Annotated in this window: 9 protein-coding genes and 1 pseudogene; 2 read left to right on the plus strand and 8 right to left on the minus strand. The window is 69.5% G+C overall.

What is annotated here, in order from left to right; all coding sequences use genetic code 11:
• Positions 1-184 precede the first annotated feature (184 nt).
• Positions 185-1,840: a glycosyltransferase gene (locus tag ACN27G_RS26795; protein WP_421495510.1), complete on the plus strand. Its 1,656-nt coding sequence runs from the start codon at positions 185-187 to the stop codon at positions 1,838-1,840.
• Positions 1,841-1,927: 87 nt separating this feature from the next.
• Here the strand turns inward: ACN27G_RS26795 and ACN27G_RS26800 are convergent, their stop codons facing one another.
• The 7 genes and pseudogenes from ACN27G_RS26800 to ACN27G_RS26830 all read right to left on the minus strand — a co-directional run bounded on the left by ACN27G_RS26800 (position 1,928) and on the right by ACN27G_RS26830 (position 13,913).
• Complete coding sequence (locus tag ACN27G_RS26800) at positions 1,928-2,647, minus strand: VOC family protein (protein WP_421495511.1); 720 nt, start codon at positions 2,645-2,647, stop codon at positions 1,928-1,930.
• 342 nt (positions 2,648-2,989) lie between these two features.
• Positions 2,990-5,449 carry an endo-1,4-beta-xylanase gene (locus ACN27G_RS26805; protein WP_421495512.1) on the minus strand — a complete coding sequence of 820 codons (2,460 nt, stop codon included), beginning with the start codon at positions 5,447-5,449 and terminating at the stop codon, positions 2,990-2,992.
• A 597-nt stretch (positions 5,450-6,046) separates the two neighbouring features.
• Complete coding sequence (locus tag ACN27G_RS26810; RefSeq protein WP_421495513.1) at positions 6,047-8,374, minus strand: bifunctional glycosyltransferase/CDP-glycerol:glycerophosphate glycerophosphotransferase; 2,328 nt, start codon at positions 8,372-8,374, stop codon at positions 6,047-6,049.
• 227 nt (positions 8,375-8,601) lie between these two features.
• A pseudogene (locus tag ACN27G_RS26815) lies at positions 8,602-10,755 on the minus strand (DUF5941 domain-containing protein); the annotation flags it as partial.
• Positions 10,755-11,489: an ABC transporter ATP-binding protein gene (locus ACN27G_RS26820; protein ID WP_421497470.1), complete on the minus strand. Its 735-nt coding sequence runs from the start codon at positions 11,487-11,489 to the stop codon at positions 10,755-10,757. The pseudogene ACN27G_RS26815 and the gene ACN27G_RS26820, both read right to left, overlap by 1 nt.
• An 11-nt stretch (positions 11,490-11,500) precedes the next feature.
• Complete coding sequence (locus ACN27G_RS26825; RefSeq protein WP_421495514.1) at positions 11,501-12,328, minus strand: ABC transporter permease; 828 nt, start codon at positions 12,326-12,328, stop codon at positions 11,501-11,503.
• A gap of 214 nt (positions 12,329-12,542) precedes the next feature.
• Complete coding sequence (locus ACN27G_RS26830) at positions 12,543-13,913, minus strand: L-serine ammonia-lyase (protein WP_421495515.1); 1,371 nt, start codon at positions 13,911-13,913, stop codon at positions 12,543-12,545.
• Between the two features lie 283 nt (positions 13,914-14,196).
• Here ACN27G_RS26830 and ACN27G_RS26835 point away from each other — a divergent pair, with 283 nt between their 5' ends.
• A complete protein-coding gene (locus ACN27G_RS26835; RefSeq protein WP_421495516.1) occupies positions 14,197-14,403 on the plus strand; it encodes a PspC domain-containing protein in 207 nt (68 codons plus the stop codon).
• 96 nt (positions 14,404-14,499) lie between these two features.
• Here the strand turns inward: ACN27G_RS26835 and ACN27G_RS26840 are convergent, their stop codons facing one another.
• Positions 14,500-15,336, minus strand: coding sequence for a DUF4230 domain-containing protein (locus tag ACN27G_RS26840; RefSeq protein ID WP_421495517.1), 837 nt, complete (start codon positions 15,334-15,336; stop codon positions 14,500-14,502).
• Positions 15,337-15,425 lie beyond the last annotated feature (89 nt).

The raw sequence follows: 15,425 nt of genomic DNA on the forward strand, positions 1-15,425 counted from the left end.
GATCCCTTCGCCGGCCGGCGCCGGAGCCCGGCCCCGACCGGACGGAGCCCGACGGGCAACCGAGCCTACGTGACGCTGTCATGAAGACACTTACGGTAGTCGCCACCATGGCAATTTCGATCGAAACCCGCCACGCGGCCGGCAGATGTCAGCTCTCTGCGACGAGTTGATTACACTGTGGCGCGTGTCGAGCCGCGCCCGGACCACCGCAGCCCAGTCCCCGGTCCGGTTGTTCCGCAACGACTGGAGCCGGCTCACCCCACCCGACCTGGACGGCTGGCAGCCAACGCGGTCGGTTTCGCTGGTCATCCCGGCCCACGACTGCCAACGCTCCCTCGACCTCACCCTGGCCGCGCTGCGGCACCAGACGTACCCGTCGGGGTTGCTGGAGGTGGTGGTGGTCGACGACGGCAGCGACCCGCCGGTGACCCTGCCCGCGATCCGCCCCGAGAACTGCCGGCTGCTCCGGGTCGCCGACCACCACACCGGCTGGGGCCGCTCCACGGCACTGCACGTCGGTGCGGAACGGAGCGAGGGCGAGATCCTGCACTGGCTCGACGCCGACATGGTGGTCTTTCCCGAGCACGTGGCGGCGCAGGCCCGCTGGCAGCACGTCAGCGACGAAGCGGTCACCCTCGGCTACAAGCGCTTCGTCGACGCCGAGTTGCCCACCCCGGAGCAGGTCGCCGAGAGCTGCGCGGCCGGCGACGCGGACCGGCTCTTCCGGCTCGACGGGACCGAGCCGCACGAGTACGTCGAACGGCTCATCGACGACACCGACCAGCTCCGCGCCGGTGACCACCTCACCTTCCGGGCCCACGTCGGCGCCACCGCCGCGCTGCCCCGGAGCCTCTACCGGGAGGCCGGCGGGCTCAACCCGGAGCTGCGACTCGGCGAGGACACCGAGTTCGGCTACCGGCTGGCCCAGGCGGGTGCCGTCTTCGTGCCGGAGCCCCGCGCACGGAGCTGGCACCTCGGCCCGTCGCACATGATGACCCGGGGCGAGGCGCTGCGCCGCTACAACCGGCCGTTCCTGGCCGAGCTGATGCCACAGCCCCGCTACCTGCGGGCCGCCGCGCAGCGCGGTTGGGCGGTGCCGCTGGTCGTCACGGTGGTCCCGGCCGACGGACCGTACGAGATGGTTCGCACCTGTGTGGACCGGCTGCTCGCCGGCGACCAGACCGACCTGCGGGTGATGCTGGTGGCACCGTGGACGGAGTTGACCGACGAGCGGCGGTCGGTGCTGGCCGACCCGCTGCTGGACCGGCGACTGCTCGCCGCGACGTACCGCTCCGAGCCCCGGGTGGAGTTGGCCGGGCAGCCGCCGCAGACCGCCTTCCCCGCCCCCTACCTGCTGGAACTCGGCTCGCACCTGGGGGTCGACGCCGACACCGTACGCCGACTGGTGGCGGTCGCCGACCAGTGGCAGGTCGGTCTGGTCCGGGTGCTGCCGGCCGGGGCGACGGCACCCGACGGCGGGCTCTCACTCTGGCGCACCTCGGCACGCAGCCGGGCCCTGCGGGTACGCCGGCCCGACGAGCCCCTCGACGAGGTGGTGGCCGAGGTGGCCGGCCGGCGCTGGGTCAGCGGCGACGACTTCGGGGTCGTCGACCTGCGAACTCTGCCGGAGAAGAGCTGGGTCCCGCCCCGGCCCCGGCTGGTGGTCCGGGGGGACGGACGGGCCCGCCGGGCCGCCCTGGCCGGGGTGGAGACGATCCCCGTCGGCGGCATCCGGTCCCTGGCGCACGCCACCCGCTTCGTCGCCGGCCGGTACGCCGGGCTCGCCGCCGACCGGGTTCGGCAGCGGGTACGTCGCTCGGCCACCACGCCGACCGACTGAGCCACCGACGGTGACCGACGTCCCGAGCACCGCCAACCTTGGCGACATCCACGTCTAGCCGAGATGGGGAGGCGTTCGTATGGTGGGTCACCGCAGTGCTGCGGTGAGTTCGGCGGCGTTGTCGAACGCGGGTGCCGCCCTTTCGGATTCGTCTTCGGTGAGCGTGACGGCCTGGGCGCGGGCCAGCATCTCGGCCGCGGTCTCTGGATCGTGCAGCACCATCGCGAGTTCGGCGCGGTAGACCAGGACCTCTACCTGCTCGACCGGGTCGTCGTCGGCCTGCGGGCGGGCCAACGCGCTGTCGAGGATCCGCACGGCCTGTCCGACGCTTCCCCTGGAATCGGCCTGCACGACGGCGTTCGCGAGGGCCTTGGCCAGCCGCCCGCCAGGTGTGGTGGCCGGCGTGGGCGCGGTGGTGGCGTCCCGGAAGACGCGGATCCAGTTGCCGCCCGGGTCGATGACGCTGAACCCGCCCAACCCGTCGGCGTTCTTCCGCGCCCTGGGCCGGGTCATCCGCGGCGTTCCGGTCACCAGCACCTTGCCGTAGGCGGCGCGCATGCCGGCGGCGAATGCCCGGTGTAGTCCCTCGATGTCCGCGGTGATGACGAGACAGGAGCCGTAGGACTGCTCCGGGTCGAACCCGGCGATCTCGAAGAACTGCAGATGCAGGTCTGCCCGCTGCACCCCCACACACGGGTTGGGCTTGCGCTGCTTGTACGTGGTGCGGAACCCGAGAACTCCGTAGAAGGCTTCGATGTCGTCGATGGATGCGCACGGCAGCAGGGGAACGGTCCGCTCGTTGGTCATGCCTCCTTCCTAGGCGTCGCAGGGTGTCCGTCGCACATGGAAATAGCCGATCGTCGCCTTCGGTCATCCGATCGGCCGATGGCCCAGAGCACAACGCCACCGAGCCGAGCCATCGACGATGCCTTCCTGCCGGCCACACGGCTCGCCGAGATCAGGCACCCGGACTGCCGCGAACCGCCGATCGCCACGTAGCGTTGCGGCGGGCCCGGCAGGTCTGGCTAATGCAGTTTCGGAAAGTTCTCATGGATCAGGAAGCAAAGAAGCAGGCACCACCCGACGAATCCGATGGTGCCTGCTCTGCCCGCTTGACGCGGGGCGTCGCGCTTGACGACTGCCTATAAATCAGCGTGTGTAGGTTCCAAGATCGCCAAGGTCGATCTGATAGCCGTCCTGGATCTTCTCGTATTCGCCCTCAAAGTAGTCGTCCAGATATGAATGACCAAGAATGAACCTGTCCGGTTTCATGGCGCCGTAGTAACCGGCATTGGCATTGTCCTCACTGTTGAACAGCACATAGCTTCCCTGCCATCCTGAACCGGATACGCCCCAGCTGATGATGTGATCGATGTACGGGGCGAACTTGGTGAACAGTTTGTACATCAGCGCGTACTCGTACCCGAGGGCGTCGGACTGCCTGACATTGAGCACCGCCGGAGCGATCGCGCCGCCGCCGGGGGCGCTGGTCGGCATCCTCAAGTCAAACTCGGAGTAGGAAATACCGGAAACAAGCCCTTGGTCAACGAGAGTGGCATAGAGGGCCATGGCGTATTGGTTATCGCTGGCCAGGGTCTTTCCAACCGAATCGTGTCCCTGGATACCGATGTCCTCGATAAGTGGTCTTCCGTCGTACAGCGGATCCGAGAGCCATGCGGTGTTCAACTCGCGGACCATGTTGTATACGGTCCTCGCTTTGCTGCGGGTGGCAATGCCGTAATCGTTGTATGTCAGCTTCGGAGGATTGTCAACAACATAGGCGTCAATGCTGCCGCCACTGTCGTGTCCGTCGAGCTTCATGTACTCGGGAAGATCAGCGTAGTTGGCTTTGTAGGCCGACGCCATCTCGGCGTTGGGGGCCGCGATGTGCGCGTACTTGAAGAGCAGGTAGACGTAATGCTCTCGGAGGTCGCCGCCAACTAGATCGTCCGACATCGCGACAAGCCAGTTGGTGTGTTTGAGGCTGGTTCTCCAGTTGTTCGGATCCTGGGGGATGAGTTCGCTGTGGCGGCTTTCGTGGACCTCTTCGTTGAGTACGTCCCACGAATTGAATGGAATTACTCCACGGGATGTGCTTGAGCCGTACTTCGCATCTGTGGTCAAGAAGTGCCGCATCACGTACATTGCGTGATTGAACTGCACCCTTCTGGACATTTCTTTGTCTACCGGAACCTTGGTTGTGACGCCGTTGCCCAATCCATAGAAATTGGTTGTGCCGTTGTATCCGGCGGGAAGGGTCGCGGGAATAATTTGTCTCATCCAAGCGGGGGCCTGGTTGTACCACGCCAGGACATGGGCGTGAGACTTGTACTCTCCGGGAGCTCCGGAATCCCTGATCGCCTGATAGGCGTCGGTCGGGAAACTGTATTCACCTAGGCCAGGCGTGGTGTCCGCGCCACTCAATGCCTCGCCAGTAACGCTCTTCAGCCAGCTTGGGCCGATGGGATGCGTGCTCTCGGCCTTGAGATTGTTGCCGTCGACAAAGATCTCATAGTGCCGGGCTCTGGTTCCGGTTACTGGTCCGGTTCCGATCGCGCCAACCATGAACCGGCCATTTCCCCTGTTGTAGACACTCTTCAAAGGCGCTACGACACTCTGGCTTTCCCTGTCGACTACGTCGGGAAGCGCAACGCCGTTGGGATCGGGTGCCGTTATCTTGATATCGGCGACAAGAAGCGTGCCAGTTTCTGCGGGACGACTTGTCTCGCCATGGAGCTCAAGAACGAAGTTCGAGGACATGCCCACCGAGGCGGTAACGCTGTGGTGTGCCCGCAACCAGCTTTCGCCGTTGTGGCTGCCGACCCAGTCGGGGTTGAGATTGTTGTACTCGTAATCTCTGAGGTAGCTATCGAGGTTGGAGTCGATATTTCTTATTCTCCACCTCATGTACTTGCCCTGCGCGCTCTTGGGATAGTAGACATCAAACTCAATAGTCGAGCCTTCGGGGACATCTACCGTCGGAGACAACGGAGATTGGACGGTGATTCCGCCGAACGTACTCGTCCCGTTATGGGCATAATTGATCTTGAGTACATCAGCTTTGCCTTCGGAATCCGCAAAAGGATATGGGATCATCTCGAATGTGCCACCAGCAAAATCGGCAGGGACACGGCTGTCGAGCGGGGTTCTTGCGGTCCAGGCATTGGTGGGCGCGGAAACCTCTACAGCTGTTTTACCCGGGCCCGGATCAAGGCGAAAATAAGGATCCGAACCGTCCGCTTTGATTTTGCCAGCGAAATTTTCCATTGCATTTTCAAGCCAGACCATGGCTTCGTCGGCCCAGAAAACCGGTGCCCTGCGGGCGAACCAAAGCGCAAGATCAAGACCTTTGGTTTCATGGGAGTACACCCAGGGGAATGCCTTGTTTACGTCGGATCCGCCGCGAGCACGGGAAATCTGGAGCGGAAATTCCGCGTTGCCGGCCCTCAGAGCTTCGGCTTGTGCGATGAGCTTGTCCAGTTCATCCATGATTCCGGAATGCCGGGCGCTCTCAAGCTCCACGGCCCGAACTTTGTCGGCGTCGCCATTCCAGGCAGGTGCCGGCTCGCCTTCGGCCGCAGCGGCAGGGACGGGGGCAACCGCGAACACGGAGAACAGTATCATGACTGCGAGACAGCGGTAGGCCCTGATTAACGATCTGTCACTCTTCATTTTTCAGTTGCTCCCTTCCTTGGGCAACTTGCTAAAGGCTCTGACCACGGGTGGCTATTCGGCGGGCAAGGCCGGCATTGTGTCCGGCACCTCGTTCCTGCGGCTTTACTGGCGGTAGCTCCGACCGCAGACGGCCATGATGTGACCCTGGTGCGTCAAGCGGTCCGGGGCCGCGCTGGCGACCAACCCGTTGCCGAACACATCGACCATTCCCCGGGGGCGCGGGCCCTGTCGGAAAGATCTGCTCGCCCGAATGGACAGGCAGCCGCTTCGCTGCCAACTCTCCGGAGTTCGGCACCCTACCCCTGCTGGCGGTGCAGCGCGGCCAGTCCCGAAACTTTCGGTCTCCATCCGATACTTACGAGAAACCTAAGAGTCCGAGCATGGGCGTGTCAAGGTTCGTCTATGTGCGTGCAGTGGTACGGCCGCAGCCAGGCCGGATCAATCAGCCCTTAGCCGACCAGGCCCGCGACCGGTCGTACACATGTGCTATCCACAAGCTGTGGATAGCACATGTGTACGAAGGCGCGAGGGCTACTCGACGACGGTCGCCGCCTCCCCGGCCGGGACGGTGCCGGGCAGGATGTGCCGGACGACGCGCTCCGCGGCCCGGCCGTCGTCGAGGGCGCAGAACCGCCGCCGGAACCGCTTCCGCGCCTCGGCGGCCGCCGGGCCGTCCACCGCACCGCCGCGGAACGCGGCCAGCAGCTCCGCGAAGTCCGCCACCGCCACGCCCGGCCCCTCGGCGAAGACGTCCAGGTAGACACCGCGCTCCCGGCGGTACTCGGCCCAGTCGGGCGCGTAGACGACGATCGGCCGGTCCAGCGTGCCGTAGTCGAACATCGCGGAGGAGTAGTCGGTGACCAGCACGTCGGCGGCGAGGTAGAGATTCTCCACCGGGTGATGGCCGGTCACCTCCGTCACCCGATCCGGCCAGCCGGTCGGCCCCTTCAAGTCTTCCGGGGCGGCCGGGTCGAGATAGTGGCCCCGGACGAGCAGCCGGCTCGCCGGGCCGAGGACCTCCAGCAGAGCGAGCGGGTCGAACGGCGGCGCGTACCCCGGCCGGTGCTCGCGGTGCGTCGGCGCGTACAACACCACCCGCTCGTCCGGGCCGATACCGAGCCTTCGCCGGACGGCCTCGACCTCGGCGGGCCCGGCGGTCACCAGCCGGTCGTTGCGGGGATAGCCGACCTCCAGGGTCCGGTACTCCGCCGGATAGGCCCGCTCCCACATCTGGCTGGAGAAGCTGTTGGCGGTGATGCTGTAGTCCCAGCGGTCGATCCGGCGCAGCAGTCCGGCAAAACTCAGCCCGGCCGCGCCGCGCAGGTAGCGCTGCTGATCCAGTCCCATCACCTTGACCGGAGTGCCGTGATGGGTCTGCACGTGCACCGCCCCGGGCCGCTTGACCACGTAGTCGGGAAAGTTCACGTTGTTGACCAGCCAGCTCGCCCGGGCCAGGGCACGGAAGTAGGCCCGGCCGCCGGCCACCACGTACGGCACCCCCGGCGGCAGGCTCGACACCCGGTCCCGGCGGACCACCCAGACGCCCCGGATCTGCGGGGCCAGCTCCCGGGCCTTCTCGTAGATCGCCGCCGGGTTGCAGGCGTAGCCGCGGTACCAGTAGGCCGCATAGAGCGCGAGCGCCGGATCCAGGGGGCGGCGCAGTTCGGCGTGGTAGTAGGCGCGCAGCAGCCCCTCCCGGGCCAGCTGGGCGGCCCGGTCCAGCGGGGCGGGCAGCCGGTCCAACAACGGCGGGCCGGGCGGCCGGTTCGGCGCGGGCCGGAGAAAGCCGCGCCCGTCTCCAGACGGCCGCTGGCCGAGCCCCGGCATCCCGCGGGGCAGCGCCGGCAGCGACCGCCCGGCGAGCCGCCGGACCCGGCCCCGGAGGTGGTACGCGGCGCGCAGTGCCGCGTACGCCCGCCAGTGGTCGCCGGCCACCAGCCGGTGCTTCAGCCCGTCGATCCCGCCCGGTCTCCGGTAGCCGCCCGGCGGCAGCCAGCGCCGGTAGTCCGCCACCACCCGGGCGAAGAAGGCCCGGCGCAGCTCCGGCGAGAGTCGCCGCCCGTTGCCGAGCACGATCAGGTAGTGCCAGACCATCCGCTCGAAGATCAGTGGCCGGAGTGCGTCGTACTCCGGCCCCCAGCCGGCCATCAGCGCGAAGACCCGGTGCCAGTGCGGAAAGATCTCGAAGTGCCGGCCGTCCCTGGTCCGGGTGATGGCGCCGGAGCGGCGCTGCCGGTAGTTGACGCAGACCACGTCCAGCACGCTGATCCGGGCTGCGGCGAGCAGCACCGGGTAGCTGAACGAGACGTCCTCGTACCAGCCGGGAGCGAAGCGGAGCCCGGAGTCGACGAGGAAGCGGCGGCTCACCACCTTGTTCCAGGCGGTGTGCAGGACCTCGAGCACCGCCGGCCGGTCCCGGACACCGAACACCTCGTCGCCGGAGTCCGGCACCGTCGCGCCCAGGCCACCGTCGAGCATCCCGCCGGTGCAGTACGCCCGCTGGTGGTCGACGACCAGCACCTGCGGCGCGACCCGGCGCAACCGCTCCGCCACCGCCGGCAGGCAGCCGCCGGCCAGCCAGTCGTCGCTGTCCAGGAACCAGACGTACTCGCCGGTTGCCGCGTCGAGGCCGATGTTGCGGGCCTCGCCGAGCCCGACGTTGCGGTCCAGGGTCACCACCCGGACCCGGTCGTCCCGGGCGGCGTACTCGGCGATGATCTCACCACAGCTGTCCGGTGAGCAGTCGTCGACCGCGATCACCTCGACGTTCCGTACCGGCTGCGCCAGGATCGAGTCGAGGCACTCCCGGAGGTAGCCCTGCACCCGGTAGACCGGCACGACAAAACTGATCAACGGCATCGGCGCCGTACTCCCGCGAGCAGCGTCATCGGTTCCTTTCCGCCGCGCCGCCCCCGGTCATCCCGCTGGCGACCTCATCCGTCCCGCTCCCGCCGCTGCGCCGTCCCGGACCGGTCCGGCTGCCCGGGGAGCGCGGCGGACCCGGATGTCGCGGCACGGCCGTCCCCCGGCGCCACGGCGTGGCCGTCCGCCGGCACGACCCCGGCGGTTGCGAAGGTGCCGGGGGCGGCGGGCGGGCCGGCGGGAACTCCGTCGGCGTCGGCCGGTCGCCGTGGTGCGGGAACGTTCCTGGGTACCCAGCCACGGACCGCGCTCACCAGGAAAATCACCGCCAGGTAGCCGGCGAGCGCGACCAGCGCCACCCGGCCGGCGAACGGGCCGGCCAGCACGGCGGCGGCGAGCGCGACCAGCCGGCCGTCCCAGCCCAGGCCGAGCGCGTGCAGCAGCGGCGCCCGTTCCCGCTTCTCCAGCCGGGCGGTGAGGTCGTAGTGCCGCAGCGCCAGCACGAAGAGCAGCGCGAAGATCACCGCGCCGTCCGCGTCGACCAGCAGCCCGGCCCCGATCACCAGCAGGTATTCGGTGGCCCGGAGGGCGGCCGGCACCAGCCAGTCCAGCGGGCCACCGTGCGAGGTCGCGGAGGGCAGCCCGGCGACGAGGGCCACCAGCACGGCGAGCGGCACCAGCCAGCGCGCCGGGCCGGTGCCGAGGCCGGCCAGGCCGGCGCCGAGCAGCGCCAGGCCGGCCACCACCCCGACCAGCGCCAGCGGCAGCGGGCCGGGCAGCCCGGCGCCCCGGCCGAGGGCGGGCAGCCGGCGGGCCACCGGCCCGTCGTCGCGGTGCAGGGCCGCGTCCACGCCGGTCAGCACCGCCATCCGCATCGACCGGGCCCGCAGGGTACGCAGCGCCAGCGTGTACGCCGCCGCCAGCCCGGCCCAGGTCAGGACGGCGACCAGGCTGACCAGCGGATTGAAGATCGCCACGGTCAACGCGATCAGTGCCCACCGCTCGCCGATCGGAAAGACGACCGTCCGTTTCGCCCAGTACGTCAGCGAGCCCGTGTCGGCCTGCACCCGGTTCGACGCCTGGCTGAGCCGGTCGCCGAGGCCACCGGCCCCTGCTCCGCCGGCCCCTGCTCCTGAAAGCAGCGGCCGGGGGCGTCTGGCCGCCTCGTCGTGCAGGGCGCCGTACCAGGTGTCGGTCATGTGTCGGACGGTCTGCAGGGTCATCGCGGCGATCGCCAGCGCCCAGCCGGGGCCGCCGGCCCGCTCGATCCCGATGCCGAGCCCGGCGTAGACCAGGTATTCCTTGGCCCGGTCGGCGATGGTGTCCAGCCAGCCGCCCCACGGGCTGAAGTGCCGGGTGTACCGGGCCAGCTGGCCGTCCACGCAGTCGAGCACGAAGCCGAGGTAGAGCAGGACGGCACCGCCGACCAGGGCCGGCCGCCCGCCGAGCGCGAAGAGCACCGCCGCCGCGACCGCGAAGGCGACCGAGATCGCGGTGACCCCGGTCGGGGTCAGCCGGAGCCGGGCGCAGAGCCTGGTCACCCAGGGCGACCAGGTGCTGACGAAGTACGTGGTGAAGAAGTCGTCCTTTTCCTTGACCGAGAGCCGCAGCTCGGCCCGGTCGGAGTCGACGGCCGCCACCGCCGCCTCGGCCTCGGCCAGTGCGCTCTGGTCGGCGATCCGGCGGGCGACCAGCAGGCGTACCCGGTGGGCAAAGATCGTGATGTCCCCGCCGGAGGCCGTACCGCCGTTTTCCGAGGCCGTACCGGTCGGTGCGGCGGCGCGTCCGGCGGCTGTCAGCCCGGCGAGCAGCCGGTCGAGCAGCGGGACCCGGTTCGGCTCGGCGAGTCCGCCCGCGTCGCTACCGCTGCCCGTGCCGTCGTCGGTGGCGACTGCCCGGGCCACGGTGGCCAGGGTGGGCAGGTCGGCGACGGCGACCCGTACCGCTCCGCCGAAGGCCCCGGTCGGGGCTGCCGCCAGCGTCCCGACGGCGCCGGCCGGCGCTCCCCCGGCGCCGGAAACGTAGGCGGCACCGTCGGCGGTGGCGGTGGCGGTGGCGACGACCTGGTTGCGCTCCTCCACGACGCCGAGCGGGCCGGCGGCGGGCTCGGGCAGCACCAGGGCGACGGTCCCCGGCATCGGGCTGGTGGCCAGGTGCCGGAGCACGGCGGCGTGCGCGACCAGGTCGCCCGAGCAGAGCAGCACCGGCTCCCGGGCGATGCTGGCCAGCAGGGCGACCTGGGCCGGATCGTCGGTGAGGACGACGTCCCGGACGCCGGCCGCGCGCAACTGCTCGCGGAGGTCGGCGGCGAGCGGCCTGCCGTCGGGCCGGGTCAGCGGGGCGCCCGGTCGGGTGGGGGTGAGCAGGATCGCCAGCATCACGGCCTGACCACGTCGTGGTATGCGTCAAGAGCCTCGCGTATGGTGCCGTCCACCCGTAATCGTCCTCCGTCGAAGTAGAGTCCCCGGCTGCAGAACCGGGTGAGATCGTTTTCGTTGTGCGAGACCAGCATCACGGTACGACCCTCGGCGATCAGCCGGTCGATCGTGTCGTAGCACTTCGCCCGGAAGTCGGCGTCGCCGACCGCCGTCACCTCGTCCATCAGCAGCACGGGGTGCTGGAGCTGGGCGATCACCGCGAAGCCGAGCCGTACCTTCATCCCGGACGAGTAGTGCCGGACCGGGGTGTCGATGGCGTTGGCGATCTGCTCCCCGGCGAAATCGATGATCTCGTCGAAGTGCCGCCGCAGGAAGCTCGGGCGCAGCCCGTGCAGCGAGCCGACCAGGTGGACGTTCTCCCGGCCGGTCAGCTCGTTGGAGAAACCGGCGGAGAGTTCCAGCAGCGGCGCCACCGGGCCGCCGACCCGGATCCGGCCCTCGTCCGGGATCAGCACCCCGGCGATCAGCCGGAGCAGGGTGCTCTTGCCGGTGCCGTTGCGGCCGATGATCCCGACGGTGTCGCCCGGGTCGACCGAGAACGAGACGTTGCGCAGCGGCCAGAAGATCCCGGCGGCCGGCTGCCGGCTCCCCCGGTGGATGAACATCTCCCGCAGCCGCAGGTTGCGCCGCCGGTTACGGACGAACCGGATGCCCAGGTTCTCCGCCTCGATCATCGCCCGGCCCACTACAGCTCCTTGAGCACGGTGGGTTCGAGCCGGCGGAACACCCACCAGCCGGCGAGCAGGACCAGCAGGCTGCCGCCGGTCGCCACGGCGAGCAGCCGGGCGTCGGGGAACTCGTCGGGGTACCAGACCGCGTGGTGGAGCTGGAAGATCCCGACCAGCGGATTGAGCTCGTACGCGATCTTGACCCATTCGGGCAGCGAGGAGTCCCGGACCAGGCTCAGCGGATAGATGATCGGGGTGGCGTAGAAGAGCACCCGGGTGACGAGCCGCATGAACCGCTCGATGTCCCGCATCAGCACGTTGAGCGAGGAGAGCAGCAGCGCGATCCCGATCAGCAGGGTCCACTGGATCAGCAGGGCAAGCGGCAGCGCCAGCAGCGAGACCCCGAACTCGATCCTGTCGAGCGAGGCGTAGACGATCGCGACGCCGGCCAGGATCGGCAGCCCGGCGGCGTACTCCGCGAACCGGCTGGCCACCCGGCCGATCGGGAAGACCTCGCGGGGCAGGTTCATCGTGGTGATCAGCCGCGCCTGCCCGGTGAGTGCCGCGGTGGCCTCGCCGATCGCCGCGCTGGTCCACATCCAGGCGAAGATCCCGGTGATCAGGAAGAGCGGGTACGACTCCGTGGCGTCCCCGAGGTGCCGGTCGGTGGCCGAGCGGTAGAGCACCCCGAAGACGAAGAAGTAGATGACGCCCATGCCGAGCGGCTCGATCAGCGACCAGAGGTAGCCCAGCACCGACTGCTGGTATTTCACCGCCAGGTCCCGCCGGACGAGCAGCCGGAGCGTGTTGCGGTGCGACCACACCGCCACCACGCCAGACGTCACAGCCGCCTCCTGCGCTCGCACCGGTCCGACCGCTCGGCTCCGACCGCCGGCGCTCCGACCGTCGGCCCGACACAGGGTAACAGTCGGAAAAATCGCCTCAAATAAGGATCGACCGGACCGAGTTCTCTCGCCCGGGAAACGTGCCAACGCTACCCGACAGACGCCTGCCGGACACTCGACGGACGCCTGCCGGACACCCTCCGCACGGCAGCGGTCAGCACTCGATGACGTTGACGGCGAGCCCGCCCCGGGCGGTCTCCTTGTACTTGACCTTCATGTCGGCGCCGGTCTCCCGCATCGTCTTGATCACCTTGTCCAGCGAGACGGCGTGCTCGCCGTCGCCGCGCAGTGCCAGCCGCGCCGCCGTGATCGCCTTGATGCTGGCCACCGCGTTCCGCTCGATGCAGGGAATCTGCACCAGACCACCGACCGGATCACAGGTCAGCCCCAGGTTGTGCTCCATGCCGATCTCGGCCGCGTTCTCCACCTGGGCCGGCGTACCGCCGAGCGCCTCGGCCAGCCCGGCCGCCGCCATCGAGCAGGCCGACCCGACCTCGCCCTGGCAACCCACCTCGGCACCGGAGATCGAGGCGTTCTCCTTGAAGAGCACGCCGATCGCCGCGGCGGCGAGCAGAAACCGCAGCACGCCCTCCTCGGAGGCCCCGGGGACGAACCGGGTGTAGTAGTGCAGCACCGCCGGGATGATCCCGGCCGCGCCGTTGGTCGGTGCGGTCACCACCCGGCCGCCGGCCGCGTTCTCCTCGTTGACCGCGAGCGCGAAGAGCGTGACCCAGTCCATCACCCGCAACGGGTCCGCCGAACCCGGATCCGCCTCCAGGCTCCGGCGCAACTCGGCGGCGCGGCGCCGGACCCGCAGCCCGCCCGGCAACGTCCCGTCCCGCCGGCTGCCCCGGTCGACGCACTCCCGCATCACCCGCCAGATTTCCAGCAGGCCGGCCCGGATCTCCGGCTCGCCGCGCCAGGAGCGCTCGTTGGCGAGCATGATCCCGCTGATCGGCAACCCGGTCCCGGCGGTCAGTGCCAGCAGCTCGGCACCGGTGCTGAAGGGATGGCGGACCGGGGTGCTGTCCGGCTTGATCCGGTCCGCGCCGGTCGCGGTCTCGTCCACCACGAAGCCACCGCCGACCGAGTAGTAGGTCCGGGTCCGCAGCGGTTCACCCGCCGGGGCGTACGCGGTGAAGGTCATCCCGTTCGGGTGGAACGGCAGCGAGCGGCGGCGGTGCAGCACCAGGTCCCGGTCGACGTCGAAGTCGACCTCGTGCGCCCCGAGCACGTTCAGCCGGCCGCCGGCGCGGATCCCGGCCACGGTCTCGGCGACCCGGTCCGGGTCGACCGTCTCCGGTGCCTCGCCGAGCAGCCCCAGGAGTACGGCGGGGCCGCTGCCGTGCCCGTGCCCGGTGGCGCCGAGCGAGCCGAAGAGTTCGGCGCGCACCCGGGCGGTGCCGGCGAGCAGGCCGTCGGCCTTGAGCCCGGCGGCGAAGGTCCGGGCGGCCCGCATCGGCCCGACGGTGTGCGAGCTGGACGGCCCGATCCCCACCGTGAAAAGGTCGAAAGCGCTGATCATCGACATTCCTCCCATGCCGGCGCCGTTGCCGGCCCGCCGCCCCGGTGACCTGCCAATCCTCCCCCGGCATCATCGCCGGGCCACTCCCGGGGCACACCTCTGTCCCTACCCGCTCCGGCGGTGTTGGTCACGCACCCGCCCGGGTACATACCTACGGGTACGAGGTGCCGGAATCCGCCTCCGGGCCGAGGGCGCCGGGCAACGGCGTTCCTACCGTGGAGACAGGCGCGCGTGGAACCGGCGAGGCGACGGAGTTCCACCGCCGAGTGAGGAGAGGACGACGATGAGTCGCAAGCTGGTACGCCCCCGGGACAACCGAATGATCGCCGGTGTCTGCTCCGGCCTGGCCCGCCGCTTCGGCATGTCCGCCGGAGTGATGCGGCTGCTCTTCGTGCTGTCCGTGCTGCTGCCAGGCCCGCAGGTGGTGATCTATCTGGCGCTCTGGATCATCATGCCGAACGAGGACCGCTACTACGCCAGCGCCCACTGACCTCCCCCGACGGGGCTCCTTCACTCCCCTGAAGGAACGGTGCCGTCCGGACAACACCCGGTCCGGACGGCACCCCGTCTGCCCGCCCGGGCTGGGTCACGGCTGGACGTAGGTGATGGTCACCTGCTCGTAGCCGAGCGAGCGGAGCATCTGGTCCAGCATCTTGCGGGTGTTCTCCTGGGCGCGTTCGCCGAGGCCGCTGCTCCGGGCCGACTCGGCGATCTTCTGCTCGGCCCGGATGTAGGTCTCGCGCTGCCGGTTCGGGTCGCCGCCGAAGACCTCGCCGAGGCGGTTGAGGACACCGCGCTCCTCGGCGAAGACGTAGCTGCGCTCCAGGTCGAGGTTGACCTCACCGAGTTGCGGGGCCGGCAGCTTGACCTCCACCGACCTGCGGTCCTCGGAGACGACCACCGCGTCCTCGCCGAGTTGCCCGAAGTCGACGTACGCGTCGACGGTGCCGGCCCCGACGAAGAGGGTGCGCTCACCGAGCAGGAAGTCCGGAACGTACTTCCGGTTCTGCTCCAGGTCCACGACGACCTCGAAGTTGCCCTCGGCCGCGACGTAGCGGCTGAGATCCTGGATCGACTTGAGCAGCGGTGGCTGGCTGCGGTCGGTCTCCTCCTTGGCGAACGGGTTGCGCCAGTCCGGCAGAAGCCCGCTGACCTGCACGCCGAGCACCAGTACGGCGATCACGCCGATGACGCCGACCAGGGCGAAGACCGCCCGGCCCCACCCGCGACCGCCGCCGGCCGGCTCCCGGTCGGGCTGGTCCGGTCGGCCCTCGTCGGTGTCGAACGGCCGGGTGCCGTCGTCACCGCCGCCGGCCCAGGGGTCGGCCGGGTCGGGCGGCGCGGCCTGCCCCTTCGCATAGCCGGGGTATTCACGTGTGGGCTGGTCGACCGTGGGCCGGTTGACATCGCCTTCTCGGGACATCCGCCCTCACCGTCCTCTTTCCAGGTAGCACCTGAGAAAACGGTACGGCCCCGGTACGACACCCGCGACCCGAGCCGACCCGGAGTACG

It is taken from the genome of Plantactinospora sp. WMMB334 (assembly GCF_049179095.1).
Classification (GTDB): domain Bacteria; phylum Actinomycetota; class Actinomycetes; order Mycobacteriales; family Micromonosporaceae; genus Plantactinospora.